The sequence below is a fragment of the Pseudomonas sp. 2024-210 genome (assembly GCF_045062345.1).
Classification (GTDB): Bacteria; Pseudomonadota; Gammaproteobacteria; order Pseudomonadales; family Pseudomonadaceae; genus Aquipseudomonas.
On the sequence record NZ_JBJGEJ010000006.1, the window covers coordinates 108,955 to 122,766 of the forward strand.

Here is a 13,812-nt window from a genome sequence, read left to right on the forward strand (position 1 = left end):
AAATGTCTCGCTCCTTTACGCGAATTCGTGCAGCAGGCTTAGATTAAGCGTGCGGCTCAGGTGCTCGGCGGCTAGCTGGCCGCGCACGCTGTTACCCGCCACATCCAGAGGCGGGGCAAAGGCGGCAATGGCGCACACGCCCGGCACTACGGCCAGAATCCCACCACCGACCCCGCTTTTACCCGGCAAGCCGACTTTGTAGTACCAGTCGCCCGTGGTGTCATACAGGCCATTCAAGGTCATCTCGGAAAGAATCGGTGCCACATTTTTAGCGGCCACAGCGCGCTTGCCGGTGATCGGGTTCACACCGCCGTTGGCCAGTGTCACGCCCATGGTCACGAGGTCATGGCAGGTAATCGAAACGGAGCATTGGCGGGTGTAGACGTCGCACACGTGCATAGGGTCGGCGTGCATATAGCCATAGCTTTGCAACAGCCAGGCAATGCCGCGGTTGTGCTGATTGGTGCTGGCCTCCGATTGATAAACTTCTTCGTTGACTGGTAATTCGCGCCCTGCGAAAGCGTTGTAGGTGGTTTGAATCTGATCCCAGCGATCTTTCGCCGTCTCGGCCTTGATCAGACTCACAGTCGCCATCGCGCCGGCGTTGACGAAGGGGTTAAGGGGGCGCCCCTTGTGCAGTTCCACGGCAATCACCGAGTTAAAAGCTTCGCCGGTCGGGTCGCAGCCGATCTTGCTGCGCAAGACTTGGGGGCCTACTTCATCCAGCACGTGCGCCAGCGTAAAAACCTTGGAGATCGACTCAATGGCGAAGGCGTAATCGGTGTCGCCCACTTCGGCATGCGTGCCATCGCAAAACATGATGCTGATGCCAAACAGATTCGAAGGGACTGAGGCCAGGTAGGGAATGTAACTTGCGTTTTTGCCGTGATGGTTGCCGGAATACCGCTGGAGCGCATCGTCAGTGCCTGCTTGACCTCGCTGTTAAGGGTGGTGGGTCGTTGTTTCATAGTGCTCGCTCCGTGAGTACGTTGAAGAAACAAGACTATAGATCGGAAAATTTACGCTGATCGAATATCGGACAACAGACCCCAAAAGGTTGTCTATGCTGGCTGGGCTTGACCCGAGCCGCAGTTGATCAAGGCAGGCTCCCCGGTTGACCCATACTCAAGGAGAGAAGACATGGCCCTTCACCGTATCAAGAGCAATAAGGACATTGACCCGGTATTTGGTTCTTCTACGCTGGCGCATACCGCCGCGATCAAGCAGTTCCCCGAGGCTGAGCAGTCGCCTCAGGATGTGTTTCAGTTGGTTCATGATGAGTTGTATCTGGATGGCAACTCTCGGCAGAACCTCGCCACCTTTTGCCAAACGTGGGAAGAGGATGAAGTTCACAAACTGATGGACCTGTCGATCGACAAAAACATGATCGACAAGGACGAATACCCTCAGTCCGCCGAGCTGGAAAACCGTTGCATTCACATGCTGGCGGACCTATGGCATTCCCCGGAAGCGGCGACCACTATCGGCACTTCAACCGTAGGCTCCAGTGAGGCTTGCATGCTCGGCGGTCTCGCTGCTCTGTGGCGCTGGCGTGCGGTACGCAAGGCGGCAGGTAAGCCTACGTCCACACCGAACATGGTCTGTGGTCCGGTACAAGTCTGCTGGCACAAATTTGCCCGTTACTGGGATGTCGAAATTCGTGAAGTGCCGATGTCCGAAGGTCAGTGGTTTATGACGCCCGAAGACATGCTGTCGCGTGTTGATGAAAATACGATTGTGGTAGTACCAACGTTTGGGCAGACCTTCACCGGTCTCTATGAAACGGTAAAACCGCTTTCGGATGCGCTGGATGATCTGGACAAGCGCACTGGCCTGAGCGTTGATATTCACGTCGACGGTGCAAGTGGTGCGATGCTCGCTCCGTTTTGTGCCCCGGATGTTCTTTGGGATTTCCGTGTCGCACGCGTCAAGTCCATCAGCACCTCGGGGCACAAGTTTGGCCTGGCACCGCTGGGGGCAGGCTGGGTGATCTGGCGTGACGTCAAAGAGCTCCCTGAAGGTTTGATCTTCCACGTGAATTACCTGGGCGGGGACATGCCAACCTTCGCCTTGAACTTCTCGCGTCCGGCGGGACAAATCATTGCGCAGTACTACAATTTCTTGCGCTTGGGGCGTGAAGGTTACGAGCGAATTCATTCGGCGTGCTATGAGACGGCACAATTTTTGTCCAGCGAAGTGGTCAAGATCGGCCCGTTCGAAATGCTCTATGACGGTAATCCACAGCTGGGCATTCCAGCGCTGACATGGCGTTTGAAGCCTGACGCAAAAGTGGGTTATTCGCTCTATGATCTGGCGGATCGGCTGCGTACCCGCGGTTGGCTGGTACCGGCGTATAGCCTCCCTGCACATGTCGAAAACGTCGTCGTGCAGCGGATTTTGGTCAAGCAGGGCCTGTCGATCGACATGGCCAAGTTACTGTTGGCGGACTTCAAGCGCGCAGTTGAGTTCTTCGATGAGCACCAGCCTCATGGCTTCAAGGGGCGCGAGGGTGAGGCAGGTAACCACACGGGTCGTTAGGCCCTGGGCCCCGCAAGCGCTTGCTCGCGGGGCAGCGGGTGGTTATTTAGTGAAGTTTCAGGCGCGGCTCGGTGCCGCGTCCGATTCTGCTGCCAAGCATCAGCATTAACGTGCGGAACGTCCCGTAAAGCGCCATCTGGTGCATGCGATACAGCGAGATATAGAACATTCGCGCTAACCAGCCTTCCAGCATGACGGTTCCCATCAAACTGCCCATCAAGTTACCCACCGCCGAAAAACTCGACAGCGAAATCAGCGAGCCGTAGTCGCGGTAGTGGTAGTCCGGCAGTTGTGTTTTACCTTCCAGCCGCAGCTTCAACGACTTGGCCAGCAGCGAGGCTTGCTGGTGAGCGGCTTGCGCGCGAGGTGGGACCATCTTGTCGCTGCCCGGTTGCGGGCACGCCGCACAGTCGCCAAAGGCAAAAATGTTGTCGTCGTGCGTCGTTTGCAGGGTAGGGCGCACGACCAATTGGTTAATGCGGTTGGTTTCCAGCCCGGCAATGTCTTTCAGAAAGCCCGGTGCCCGAATGCCAGCCGCCCATACTTTCAGGCTGGCAGGGATGACTTGGCCATCCTTGGTGATCAGGCTGTCAGCAGTCACTTCGCTCACGGCGGCGTTAGTCAGCACCCTGACACCAAGCTTTTCCAGGGTTTTATGCACAGGCCCGCCAATACGTTCCGGCAGGGCAGGCAATACCCGTGGACCGGCTTCGATCAGGGTGATGTGCATGTTTTCCGGCTTGATCCTATCCAGCCCGTAAGCCGCCAGCTCGTGCGCGGCGTTGTGCAGTTCGGCGGCCAGTTCAACTCCGGTGGCCCCGGCACCCACAATAGCGACGCTGATTTGCTCAACGGCATCAGTTTGCCCGGCGTGCGCGCGCAGGTAGTGATTGAGCAGTTGCTGATGAAACTTCTCTGCCTGTTTGCGGGTGTCGAGAAACAAACAGTGCTCCGCTGCGCCCTGGGTGCCGAAGTCGTTGGTTGTACTCCCTACGGCAATCACCAGCGTGTCGTAACTCAAGTCGCGCGCAGGCACCAACTCCTGGCCGTTTTCGTCGAGGGTCGCCGACAATGAGATCTTTTTAGCATCGCGGTCCAGACCGCTCATGCGCCCCAGCTGGAACTCGAAGTGGTTCCATTTAGCTTGGGCGACATAGTTGAGCTCGTCTTCAGAGGAGTTCAGCGAGCCCGCGGCGACTTCATGCAGCAACGGCTTCCAGATGTGGGTCAGGTTGGCGTCGACCAGCGTGACGCTGGCTTTGCCGCGCTTACCCAGAGTCTTGCCCAGGCGGGTCGCCAACTCCAGGCCGCCGGCGCCGCCGCCGACAATAACAATACGATGGGACATAGGTATCACTCACAAGGCTTGAAAAAAAATTCTGTGCCTGAGCCATCCGGGCGAGCGCTAAGCAGCTCATAGCGCCAGATAACTCAGGAGGCGGCTCAAAAGGCCGAGGCCAATGACCACGATCACCACCACAGCAAGGAGCAGCCAAGGCCTGAAAGGCCGGCGCTCAACTTGATGTTGAGGAAGCAGCAGGTACTCTTCGACATGCTTTTGATCATCTGGGTTCAGGCGGCTGGACATATTTAAGGCCTCATCCGATAGACGTTGCAGGCGGTGTGAACGCTACAGCCTTGATCAACCGGGATGAAATGAAGCATAGCCGTTGGGGCCCAGCGGCTCGACACGTACTTGGTCGTCTAGACGAATGATGCCACTTTCAATTACCCGTGCCGTGATACCGACGTGGCCGCGTACCGCCTGAAAAGTCCCCTCACCCAGGCGTTGCTCTAGCCGGGCGCAGGGCTGGCACCAGCCCGTGGTTTCGAAAACGGCCTGGCCAATCTTGAAGCGTCGGCCTTTAAGGCTAAACAGGTTGATCCCGCTGACCACCAGATTGCGGCGCAAGTCTTGCGCCAGAACCGGTTGATCTGTTGCCCGTCCCAGCAATGAGTTGATCACAGCCAGATGCTCCCACTGAATGAGTGTCACTTGTCGGGCATTGCGAGCGCCGGGTCGTGCATGGTCGCCGGTCAGCCCGGCTTCGCGCCGAGCTTCGACGGCATCCAGCACCAGCATTTCGGCACGAGACTCGGGACGCACGCCAATCCAGCGCACGAGCCCGGATTGTGGGACGTTCGCAATCAACTCTTGCAGAGGGCTCACAGACTGATACCCACATCAAAAATAATGCTGCGGCCCAGGTTGTTGCGCAAAAAATCCGGGGCATTCGGTTGCGCGAACAGCACACGGGCGAAGGTCGGACCTACGAGCGATAAAGAGCGCCAACCCATACGCAAATATTCGGTTGGCGGTGGGAAGTGGCTGTTAAGGTCCAGGACTTCACGTTTGAGGCTGGAGAAGGCAATGATGTCCAACTGCCCCAGATCGATGTCGCGTTCTAAATAATTCTTGGCTTTTTTATGCAAGGTGGGTCCCAGACGTTGCAACAGCTTGCTCGCAGGAATGCGTTTGGGGCGCGCTTCACGGCGCACCAGTTGGCTCAGGGAATAAGCACTGCGTCGGCGCTGGAGCTCTTCGCGCCATTCGTCATTCAAGCGTCGACCTTCATCCAGCACAAAAAACACTTCGAAGCGCGCTTCGCCAAACAGGACATCCGGGGGTTCCTGGCTTGCGGGCGTGAAATCTTCGGTGTGGTAGGGAACATTTAACCCCTGGAGCAGGCGCTGGCATACCCAGCGCTCACGCTCCCATTTGCGTGCATTGGATAGAAAAGCATTGGCTTGTTCGGCCTGGATCGTAAGCAGGCGCAGATAATCTGAATCGTCCATGCAAGCACCTTAGCCTTGAAACAGGAGTGACTGAAAGCCCGAAACACGTTCGGGCTTGTACCAGTTGCCCAGCTCCTCGTTTAGTGCAGTCGCTCAGGCAAGTCCTCGGAGAACAGATCATCCTCAGCGTCCGGGCTTACCGGAATCTTATGTTCTTCGCTGGCCCATGCCCCCAAGTCGATCAATTTACAGCGGTCGGAGCAAAATGGACGGAACGGGTTGGTGGTCTTCCATTCCACGGCAGTGCCACAAGTCGGGCAGTCTATGGTCATAGGTTTGGTCATGGTTGGCCTCCGCTCAACGTTAAATAAAAATGATGCAGGCGCTCGACTTCTGTCTTGAGCGCTTCCAGGTCGCGGTCATTGGTGAGCACGTCGTCAGCGTGGCGAAGGCGATCTTCGCGGCTGGCTTGTACCTTGAGAATGGCGTGTACCTGTTCTTCGCTGGTGTTGTCGCGTTTAAGCGTGCGCTGAATCTGCAACGCCTGCGGCACGTCGATCACCAGCACTCGCTGAGTCGTGGTGTATTGCCCGGATTCGATCAATAGCGGTGAAACCAGAATGGCGTAGGGCGATTGAGCCTGTGCCAGATTGTGAGTGATTTCTTCACGAATCAGCGGGTGCAGAAGGGCTTCGAGCCAGCGACGTTGCTCAGGTTCGCTAAAAATAAGTGCGCGCAACGCGCCGCGATTGAGCTGGCCATCGGCTTGCAGAACGTGCTCGCCGAAGTGTTCAGCAATTTTGCTCAGCGCCGGGCGCCCCGGTTCAACAACCCAGCGCGCCGCCTGGTCGGCATCAACCACGTGGACACCCAACGCCGCAAAATGCTCGGCAGCAGCACTTTTGCCGCTGCCGATGCCGCCAGTCAGGCCGAGAATCCAGGGTTGTGCAGAAGGGGTATTCATATCAACTCGAAAGCTGCCAATAGAAAGTGGTTATTTGATCACCCCAGAGCAATGCAATCCAGCCAGCAATGGCCAGATAGGGGGCAAAGGGGATCTGAGTCGAGGTTTGCGTTCGGCGCAAGGCCAGCATGCACACGCCCACCACTGCGCCCGTAAGTGAGGCAAGCAGGAGGGTCAGCGGTAATACCACGATGCCGCCCCACGCGCCGATCATGGCCAGCAATTTGAAATCGCCATAGCCCAGACCGTCCTTGCCGGTCAGCAGTTTAAAGACCCAAAAGATCGACCACAGGCAGGCATAGCCCAATGCTGCCCCCCAAACCGCCTGCGACAGGCTGGTAAAGGTATCGAAACTGTTAACCAGCAACCCCAGCCACAGCAGGGGCAGCACCAGCACATCAGGAACGATCATATGCTCCAGATCGATCAGGCAAATGGCGATCAAACCCCAGGTCAATCCGAGCATCCAGCCTGCTTGCGCACTGACGCCAAAATGCCAGGCGATAAAGGCTGACAATAATCCACAGCCCAGCTCGGTCAGGGGGTAACACGGGCTAATGGCTTTTTTGCACGCAGAGCACTTGCCGCGCAAGAACAGGTAACTGATTAGCGGGATGTTTTCCCATGCACGCAAGCGGTGCTGGCAGTGCGGGCAATGAGAGTGGGGCAGCATCAGGTTATACACAGGGCCTTTGTCAGGCACGGGCAGAGACAGTAACTCGCGAGCCTGCGCTTGCCAGTCTTGCTCAAGCATCTGGGGCAGGCGCCACACCAGCACATTGAGAAAACTGCCGACAAGCAGCCCAAGTACAAGTGCGCTGGCAACGAAGAGGTCGGGATAACGGGTGAACAAGTCGATCATGCTCAAATTACTTGGCCTAGTTTGAATATGGGTAGATACATAGCGATTACCAGACCGCCTACCATGACGCCCAATACCAGCATGATGGCTGGCTCCATCAAGGTTGTCAGGCTATCGGTCAATGTGTCGACCTCGTTTTCATAATAGGTGGCCAGATGGTCAAGCATGCTTTCCAGTGTGCCGGATTCTTCGCCAATGGCTGTCATCTGAATCGCCATGACCGGAAATACGCCGGTAGCGGCCATGGCGACATGGATCTGCGATCCCGTGGCCACCTGATGTTTAAGCTGTAGCACGGCGTCTTTATAAACGTTATTGCCCGTGGTGCCGGCGACAGCATTCAGCGCCTCCAGCAAGGGCACCCCGGCGCCAATGGTTGTTGCGAGTGTGCGGGCGAAGCGGGAAATGGCCGATAAGTGCAGCAGGTTACCCACAACGGGCATTTTTAGTAGCCATTTATCGATGCTTTGACGCAGCGGTTCGGAATGTTTGTGCCAATAACCCAGGCCCGCAATCACAAGGCACACCGCTGACAGTAACCCCAGTGCGTAGTCTTGAAGCACCTGCGATAACGCGATGACCCACAGGGTGAGCGCGGGAAGTTGAGCGTCAAACGAACTGAACACACGTTCAAATTGCGGCACGACTTCGAGTAGTAAAATAGCGCACACCATCACTGCCACAATCACGACGGCGATAGGGTAGGTCATGGCCTTCTTCATCTTCTTTTTCAGTGCCTGGGTTTTTTCTTTATAGGTGGCTATGCGTTCCAGCAGTACATCCAAGGCGCCTGCCTGTTCGCCCGCGTCAATTAAATTGCAAAAAAGGGCGTCGAAGTGCGCCGGTTGTTTACGTAATGCATTGGCCAGGCTGGTGCCTGCGCTGATGTCCTGCTTAAGGTCGTTCACCAGCTGGCGCATGGCCGGGAGTTCAACCCCTTCGGCGATAACGTCCAAGGCTTGTAACAGTGGAATGCCTGCTTTGATCAATGAGGCCAGTTGGCGGGTGAACAGCATGATATCCAACGACTTGATGGATTGACCGCTGGACCGCCCCCGATGTGTTTTACGTCGAATGTTACCTGCGGTAATGCCTTGGCGGCGCAGCAGAACGCGGATCATCGCCTGACTTTCGGCGCTGATTTCCCCCTTGGTTTTGGCCCCCGTGAGATCTGTGCCTTCCCACCGATACAGGCGGGTCTTAACGGGTTGTGTAGGCATACGGCTAGTCCTTGTGGCGCTGATAGCTCATGCGAGCGCTGAACCAAAAGACTAGGTGCCGTTCTTGTCAGGTTGTCCATTGGAGCGTGTCTAAAGGTGTCAGCGGCGCGGTTATGGAGCATCGGCGGGCTAACCTTGATAGCCTGTGCGCCATTTTTGGCGGTTCAGAATGGCTAAGGCATAAGGCCAAAGTGCCGCGTCCTTATTTTGGAGATGACTTGTGAAACAACAAAAAGGCTTCACCCTGATCGAATTGATGATTGTGGTAGCGATTATTGGCCTGATCGCCTCTTTTGCATTGCCGGCTTACACCGAGCACACGATGAAGGCCCGGTTCGCGGAAGTGAACACCATCAGCAACACCTACAAAACCGCGGTAGCACTGTGCTACAGCGAGAGCAATGATTTGGCGGTATGCGATGCCGGGAGTCATGGCATTCCTGGTCCGGCCGATGCGACGGACAATCTGGCAGCAGGCATGACCGTGGTTGATGGCGTAATTACCATGACCGGCACACAGGCGGCGGGTGGCTGGACCAGCGTGCTGACGCCTGCTTTGAGTGCATCGGGCAGCACCCTTGTATGGACACAAAGCGGTACGTGTCTGGAAAAAGGGGCGTGCAAGTAATCTTGCCGCTGACGAGGCACGAGGCTGCGATCGGCTGCGCAGCAGTCGTGAAGCCATTCAGTTCGGTAATCCAAGAGGAGCGCATTGGCTGGGTTTACGAGGACGTCGTCCTTGGTCGCAGCCTCGTTCCACTCTCCACGACTAAAGCCGTGTATTTACACGTCCGAAAATGGCGAGATTTGACCCATTGCCAGTGCTATCGTGCGGCCTATGAACACATCCGACAGTCTTTGCGTACCCAGCACCGCCGCCTGCGAAATCGCGCGTTTAAGCCGCGATTCGCGGTTTGATGGGGTGTTTTTTACAGCGGTGCTGAGTACGCGCATCTACTGTCGGCCGGTATGTCCGGCGCGCGCGCCCAAAGCTGTAAACGTGGTGTATTACCCCAGCGCTGCGGCGGCTCAAGCCGAGGGTTTTCGTCCTTGTTTGCGTTGCCGTCCGGAACTGGCACCGGGTAATCCCTTCTGGCAGCAGGGTGAGCACTTAGTAGCCCGAGCATTGAAACTGATCAATGAAGGCTTTTTGGCCGAACACTCGCTGGAGAGGCTGGCTGAACGCTTGCACGTCAGCGCCCGGCAAGTGCGCAGGTTGTTCGTCCAGTATTTGGGCGCCCCCCCGATGGCGGTGCATGCCACTCAGCGATTGCTTTTCGCCAAACAACTATTGACCGAAACCCCTCTGTCGATCACTGAAGTGGCTATGGCCTCAGGTTTTGGTAGCCTGCGGCGTTTCAATGCAGCCTTTGCCGAGGCTAATCACGTGCAGCCCAGAGCCTTCAGACGCAGCCCAAAAGCCCGGGCGGACACTGCGTTGGTACTGCGCCTGAGTTACCGCCCGCCTTATGATTTCGAGGCGCTGTTGGGTTTTTTAAAGAACCGTGCGTTACCCGGCATTGAACTGGTGGATGAGCACAGCTATCAACGGGTTTTTGATGCAGGCGATGCCCCCGGTTGGTTGAGGATCAGTGCGTGGCCCGGTGAGCAGCATGCGTTGCAATTGGAACTGTTAAATGTGGCACCCAACCACATGCTGGGCGTGGTCTCGCGGGTTAGGAGGATGTTCGATCTGGACGCTGACCCACGTGCGATTAATCAAACCTTAAGCGCCTCCCCGCTGCTGGCGCCGATAATCGCCCGCTATCCGGGCCTGCGGCTGCCGGGCGGTTGGGACGGTTTTGAAGTGGCCGTGCGGGCAGTATTGGGCCAGCAAGTCAGCGTGGCCGCCGCGCGTACCTTGGCCAGTCGCATTGTGCAACGCTTCGGCAGGGTCATTGAGTCCCCGGCCGGCACCCACCTTGACAGGTTGTTTCCCGGCCCTGCACAAATGGCCGACGCGGATCTGGGACAGCTGGGCATCACTCAGGCGCGTATCGATACAATCAAAGGGATTGCGCGTGCCCTGATCGAAGGGCGTGTGGATTTTGCCCTTGAGCAACCTTTATCCACATTTATTGAGCGGTGGGTGCAATTGCCGGGCATCGGCCCATGGACGGCCCATTACATCGCCATGCGCGTGCTTAAACACCCGGATGCGTTTCCCGCAGCAGACTTGATTTTGCGGCGCGAGGCCAACCCCCACGGCGCACCCTTGACGACAAAAGCGTTGCAATCGCTGGCTGAAAGCTGGCGCCCCTGGCGGGCCTATTCCGTCATGTATTTATGGCGCGCTGCCACAGACTCGGCGGCAGCACGCAAGGAAAGAGCATGAGCCTTATTTATTACGATCAAATGCCTTCACCTATCGGCCCTCTGTTTTTGGTTGCCGATGATGAAGGACTGCGTGAAGTGCGTTTCGAGTTTGAGAAGCGCCCGCACGAGCCGTTAGACGGCTGGGTGCATTCAGCGCAACAGTTGGCGCAGGTTCGTCACCAGCTCGAAGCGTATTTCTCGGGAGAACGGCAAGCTTTTGATCTGCTGCTCAAGCCCCAGGGCACTGATTTCCAACAGTCGGTATGGCAGGCGCTGACGACCATTCCTTATGGAACGACGGCCAGCTACGGGCAGATTTCGCAACAGCTTGATCGGCCCAAAGCCTCGCGGGCGGTGGGCGCAGCCAACGGACGCAACCCGATCCCGATCATCATTCCTTGCCATCGCGTGATTGGCAGCAATGGCAGCTTGACCGGGTTTGCTGGCGGGCTGGCCGCCAAACAATGGTTGTTGGGGTTTGAAGCAGCGGCAAGCTTTAAGATTTAAGCGGCAAGCTAGAAGCGTAAAACCAACGTGTAGCTTGCCGCTTGTGACTTGCCGCTGAAGCCCCGCTACACACTCAATCTCATCGACAAATCCACCGCTTTGACATCCTTGGTCATGGCGCCAATCGAAATGTAGTCCACGCCGGTTTGGGCAATAGGGAGCAGGGTGGCTTCGTTGATACCGCCGCTGGCTTCCAGTTTGGCCTTGCCCGCGTTAAGTCGCACGGCTTCGCGCATGTCGTCCATGCTCAACTCGTCGAGCATGATGATGTCTGCCCCGGCCGCCAGCGCTTCCTTGAGTTCAGACAGGCTTTCTACTTCGATTTCCACGGGTTTACCCGGTGCAATTTTGTGCGCGGCAATGATGGCCTGAGCAATGCCGCCACAGGCTGCAATGTGGTTTTCCTTGATTAAAAAGGCGTCATACAGGCCGATGCGGTGATTGTGGCAACCGCCACAGGTCACGGCGTATTTCTGAGCAAGACGCAGGCCCGGCAGGGTTTTACGGGTGTCGAGCAATTTAACCTGAGTTCCGGCAACCTGATCGGCCAGCGACTGCGCGTGAGTTGCCACCCCCGACAACAGTTGCAGAAAGTTCAGGGCACTGCGTTCCCCGCTGAGCAGAGAGCGAGCCGGACCCTCAAGGTGAAAGAGTATTTGGTCAGGGGTTACCCGCTCGCCATCGGACACTTGCCAATGCACTGCAACACGCGGGTCCAGCTGACGAAACACGGTATCGACCCACGCTGTTCCGCTGATGACAGCCGCTTGGCGCGTAATGATAGAGGCTTTTGCCAGGCGCTCGGCCGGGATCAGCTGTGCAGTGATGTCGCCGCTGCCGAGGTCTTCGGCTAACGCACGGCGCACGTTGGCTTCGATTTCGGCAGTGAGGTCGGCCAGACGTAAATTCGGCATAACGAGCTCCACAAACAAAGTGCTTCGATTATAGAGGCATGCCGGGAATGAACCCAAGGTGCGCGCGACACCAAGGGTAAACGGCTCCAATTGTGCGATTTTTGGCAGTTTGAGGTTTAATTCATCCTCGCATGCCATGAAGTGAAGAGTCTGCTGGCACAAGCGGCATGATTTACAAGATAATTCGCCCTCTATTTGGCGTCATAGCTTTGACGCTCAAGACGGGAGGGCGGGATGCACATTGACGGGAAAGGCGGGGGGCCACAATGGGCCTCAACGGAGTCGGCGACGCACTCGCCGATTACCCGCTTGCCCGTAATCCTGTCACAGGTGCATGACAAGGCGGCACAGCAACTCAAGCAGCAGATGCAGGTGCTGTTTGATAATGCGGATAAAACCCTGTTCGAAATGGCCGACAAAGCCCAGAGCGATGCGGAGCAAAGCCTGTATTTCGAGGCCATGCGCGACCTGCGGCTTAAGCGTAAAAATATTGAGCGTGGTTTTCTCTACCGCCTGTTTGATGCATTTATCACGCTGACCCAGCCTCCGGTGAATGAACCGACTTTTTTGGGCAAAGGTCTGTCCCCGAGTGTTTCTACGTTGCTGGGCAATGATTTTGAACGTGCCCAGGCTGTCAACTCGATGGTGTCCAAAGTGCTGATTCGTGATCATCGGGCTTTGTGCCATTTGAGTACGCGTTTCAACACCTTGAGCTGGGTAACGCTGGATGAACAGAGCAACCCTCTGGGGCCGGCGATGCTGTGTGAGTATTTTCTTCAGGCCGAGCGCGACCAAGGTGTCGACATCAAAGTCAAACTGATCACGCTGCAGTTATTCGAACATTACCTGCTCAGGCATACCGGGCAACTGTATGCCGATGCCAATCAGTTGTTGATCGCCATGGGTGTATTGCCCAACGTCTGCGCTGTCACGTCGGACAATGCTCAGGGTGTTCCTGGGGCGGGGGGATATGCGAGCCAGTTGGTCGGCCAACTGTTTGAATACATCAGCGGTGATCGCACCCTTTCGCCGGCGCTTAAACATCTCATCGCCCAAGTGCAGCAGCCAATACTCAACATTGCGCAAAGGGACCAGCGCTTTTTCAGTTCTGACAGTCATCCGGCGCGACGCTTGCTCAATCTTATGGCGCAGGCCGCCATCGGGTGGGACGGGAACCTTGATTGCGCTAATGACCCGCTCCACGCACACATTGAACACGTCGTGCAGCAATTGGCTGCTTATTCAGGGGACGCGCCTGAAGCTCTAGAAATTTTGTGTCACGATCTTCTGTTATTTACCAACGCTGAAAGAGAGCGCATCCAAGTGCTTGAATTGTCCTTGGGCGATGACCTGTCGACGCCTTCTCAGCAGGTGCCAGCCGGGCCCTCTGCCGGGCCGGACGAGCAGGATCATCTGGGGTTGTTGTGGGTCAGTCAACTGCGCATCGGCCGTTGGATCGAAATCAAGGTTGGGCAGGGCGTTCGCCAGCGTTGCAAGCTGATTGCGATTGTCGAACCTGAGGGCCGCTATGTTTTTGTCAATCGAAGCGGTCTTCGGGTGCTGGAAAAAACCCGTTGCGAGCTGACTGCACAGTTGCGCTGCGGTGCGATGGTGCTGCTCGATGAAAGTCTGTTATTCGATCGGGCACTGGCGTCGGTCATCGACAGCCTGGCGCGTTAAGGCGACCACGGCAGATTGCTGCCCATCGGTGTGCACATCGCGGCATACTGCGCCTTTGGTTTGAGCTGTCGAAGG

At 56.7% G+C, this 13,812-nt stretch carries 15 protein-coding genes; 5 read left to right on the plus strand and 10 right to left on the minus strand.

Going from position 1 to position 13,812, the window contains the following annotated elements:
* Positions 1–15: 15 nt before the first annotated feature.
* A complete protein-coding gene (gene glsA, locus ACI7MX_RS10940; protein WP_405587018.1) occupies positions 16–867 on the minus strand; it encodes a glutaminase A in 852 nt (283 codons plus the stop codon).
* Positions 868–1,140: 273 nt separating this feature from the next.
* On the opposite strand from glsA, the gene ACI7MX_RS10945 reads away from it, so the two are divergent.
* Positions 1,141–2,538 (plus strand): glutamate decarboxylase, encoded by a 1,398-nt coding sequence (locus ACI7MX_RS10945; protein WP_314487163.1) that lies wholly within the window; start codon positions 1,141–1,143, stop codon positions 2,536–2,538.
* A 46-nt stretch (positions 2,539–2,584) separates the two neighbouring features.
* Here ACI7MX_RS10945 and ACI7MX_RS10950 read toward each other — a convergent pair whose 3' ends face one another.
* The 8 genes from ACI7MX_RS10950 to ACI7MX_RS10985 all read right to left on the minus strand — a co-directional run bounded on the left by ACI7MX_RS10950 (position 2,585) and on the right by ACI7MX_RS10985 (position 8,320).
* Positions 2,585–3,886 carry an NAD(P)/FAD-dependent oxidoreductase gene (locus ACI7MX_RS10950; protein WP_405586852.1) on the minus strand — a complete coding sequence of 434 codons (1,302 nt, stop codon included), beginning with the start codon at positions 3,884–3,886 and terminating at the stop codon, positions 2,585–2,587.
* A gap of 66 nt (positions 3,887–3,952) precedes the next feature.
* Positions 3,953–4,126, minus strand: a complete 174-nt coding sequence (locus ACI7MX_RS10955; protein WP_122785821.1) for a DUF3094 family protein — start codon at positions 4,124–4,126, stop codon at positions 3,953–3,955.
* Between the two features lie 54 nt (positions 4,127–4,180).
* Complete coding sequence (locus ACI7MX_RS10960) at positions 4,181–4,708, minus strand: MOSC domain-containing protein (RefSeq protein ID WP_405586849.1); 528 nt, start codon at positions 4,706–4,708, stop codon at positions 4,181–4,183.
* Positions 4,705–5,334 (minus strand): DUF1780 domain-containing protein, encoded by a 630-nt coding sequence (locus tag ACI7MX_RS10965; RefSeq protein WP_314487151.1) that lies wholly within the window; start codon positions 5,332–5,334, stop codon positions 4,705–4,707. The genes ACI7MX_RS10960 and ACI7MX_RS10965 overlap by 4 nt, the downstream gene beginning before the upstream one ends.
* An 80-nt stretch (positions 5,335–5,414) precedes the next feature.
* Positions 5,415–5,618, minus strand: a complete 204-nt coding sequence (gene yacG / locus ACI7MX_RS10970; protein WP_314487148.1) for a DNA gyrase inhibitor YacG — start codon at positions 5,616–5,618, stop codon at positions 5,415–5,417.
* Positions 5,615–6,238: a dephospho-CoA kinase gene (gene coaE, locus ACI7MX_RS10975; protein ID WP_405586844.1), complete on the minus strand. Its 624-nt coding sequence runs from the start codon at positions 6,236–6,238 to the stop codon at positions 5,615–5,617. The genes yacG and coaE overlap by 4 nt, the downstream gene beginning before the upstream one ends.
* 1 nt (position 6,239) lies before the next feature.
* Positions 6,240–7,100: a prepilin peptidase gene (locus ACI7MX_RS10980; RefSeq protein ID WP_405586841.1), complete on the minus strand. Its 861-nt coding sequence runs from the start codon at positions 7,098–7,100 to the stop codon at positions 6,240–6,242.
* Positions 7,101–7,102: 2 nt separating this feature from the next.
* A complete protein-coding gene (locus ACI7MX_RS10985) occupies positions 7,103–8,320 on the minus strand; it encodes a type II secretion system F family protein (protein WP_405586838.1) in 1,218 nt (405 codons plus the stop codon).
* Between the two features lie 220 nt (positions 8,321–8,540).
* On the opposite strand from ACI7MX_RS10985, the gene ACI7MX_RS10990 reads away from it, so the two are divergent.
* The 3 genes from ACI7MX_RS10990 (at position 8,541) to ACI7MX_RS11000 (ending at position 11,143) form a co-directional block, all read left to right on the plus strand.
* Positions 8,541–8,948, plus strand: a complete 408-nt coding sequence (locus tag ACI7MX_RS10990; protein WP_314487134.1) for a prepilin-type N-terminal cleavage/methylation domain-containing protein — start codon at positions 8,541–8,543, stop codon at positions 8,946–8,948.
* 210 nt (positions 8,949–9,158) lie between these two features.
* Entirely contained in the window at positions 9,159–10,655 is a 1,497-nt protein-coding gene (locus ACI7MX_RS10995) for an AlkA N-terminal domain-containing protein (RefSeq protein WP_405586834.1), read from the plus strand.
* Positions 10,652–11,143: a methylated-DNA--[protein]-cysteine S-methyltransferase gene (locus ACI7MX_RS11000; protein ID WP_314487128.1), complete on the plus strand. Its 492-nt coding sequence runs from the start codon at positions 10,652–10,654 to the stop codon at positions 11,141–11,143. The genes ACI7MX_RS10995 and ACI7MX_RS11000 overlap by 4 nt, the downstream gene beginning before the upstream one ends.
* Positions 11,144–11,208: 65 nt before the next feature.
* Here ACI7MX_RS11000 and nadC read toward each other — a convergent pair whose 3' ends face one another.
* A complete protein-coding gene (gene nadC / locus ACI7MX_RS11005) occupies positions 11,209–12,057 on the minus strand; it encodes a carboxylating nicotinate-nucleotide diphosphorylase (RefSeq protein WP_314487125.1) in 849 nt (282 codons plus the stop codon).
* A gap of 234 nt (positions 12,058–12,291) precedes the next feature.
* Between nadC and ACI7MX_RS11010 the strand changes: the two genes are divergently transcribed.
* Entirely contained in the window at positions 12,292–13,737 is a 1,446-nt protein-coding gene (locus ACI7MX_RS11010; RefSeq protein ID WP_405586830.1) for a DUF1631 family protein, read from the plus strand.
* The last annotated feature ends 75 nt before the right edge of the window (positions 13,738–13,812 follow it).

Excerpts from the sequence above, each read along its gene's own strand:
- ACI7MX_RS10945 (WP_314487163.1), top strand. The coding sequence starts at position 1,141 with ATGGCCCTTCACCGTATCAAGAGCAATAAGGACATTGACCCGGTATTT.
- ACI7MX_RS10950 (WP_405586852.1), bottom strand. The coding sequence starts at position 3,886 with ATGTCCCATCGTATTGTTATTGTCGGCGGCGGCGCCGGCGGCCTGGAG.
- ACI7MX_RS10955 (WP_122785821.1), bottom strand. The coding sequence starts at position 4,126 with ATGTCCAGCCGCCTGAACCCAGATGATCAAAAGCATGTCGAAGAGTAC.
- ACI7MX_RS10965 (WP_314487151.1), bottom strand. The coding sequence starts at position 5,334 with ATGGACGATTCAGATTATCTGCGCCTGCTTACGATCCAGGCCGAACAA.
- yacG (WP_314487148.1), bottom strand. The coding sequence starts at position 5,618 with ATGACCAAACCTATGACCATAGACTGCCCGACTTGTGGCACTGCCGTG.
- coaE (WP_405586844.1), bottom strand. The coding sequence starts at position 6,238 with ATGAATACCCCTTCTGCACAACCCTGGATTCTCGGCCTGACTGGCGGC.
- ACI7MX_RS10980 (WP_405586841.1), bottom strand. The coding sequence starts at position 7,100 with ATGATCGACTTGTTCACCCGTTATCCCGACCTCTTCGTTGCCAGCGCA.
- ACI7MX_RS10985 (WP_405586838.1), bottom strand. The coding sequence starts at position 8,320 with ATGCCTACACAACCCGTTAAGACCCGCCTGTATCGGTGGGAAGGCACA.
- ACI7MX_RS10995 (WP_405586834.1), top strand. The coding sequence starts at position 9,159 with ATGAACACATCCGACAGTCTTTGCGTACCCAGCACCGCCGCCTGCGAA.
- ACI7MX_RS11000 (WP_314487128.1), top strand. The coding sequence starts at position 10,652 with ATGAGCCTTATTTATTACGATCAAATGCCTTCACCTATCGGCCCTCTG.
- nadC (WP_314487125.1), bottom strand. The coding sequence starts at position 12,057 with ATGCCGAATTTACGTCTGGCCGACCTCACTGCCGAAATCGAAGCCAAC.
- ACI7MX_RS11010 (WP_405586830.1), top strand. The coding sequence starts at position 12,292 with ATGCACATTGACGGGAAAGGCGGGGGGCCACAATGGGCCTCAACGGAG.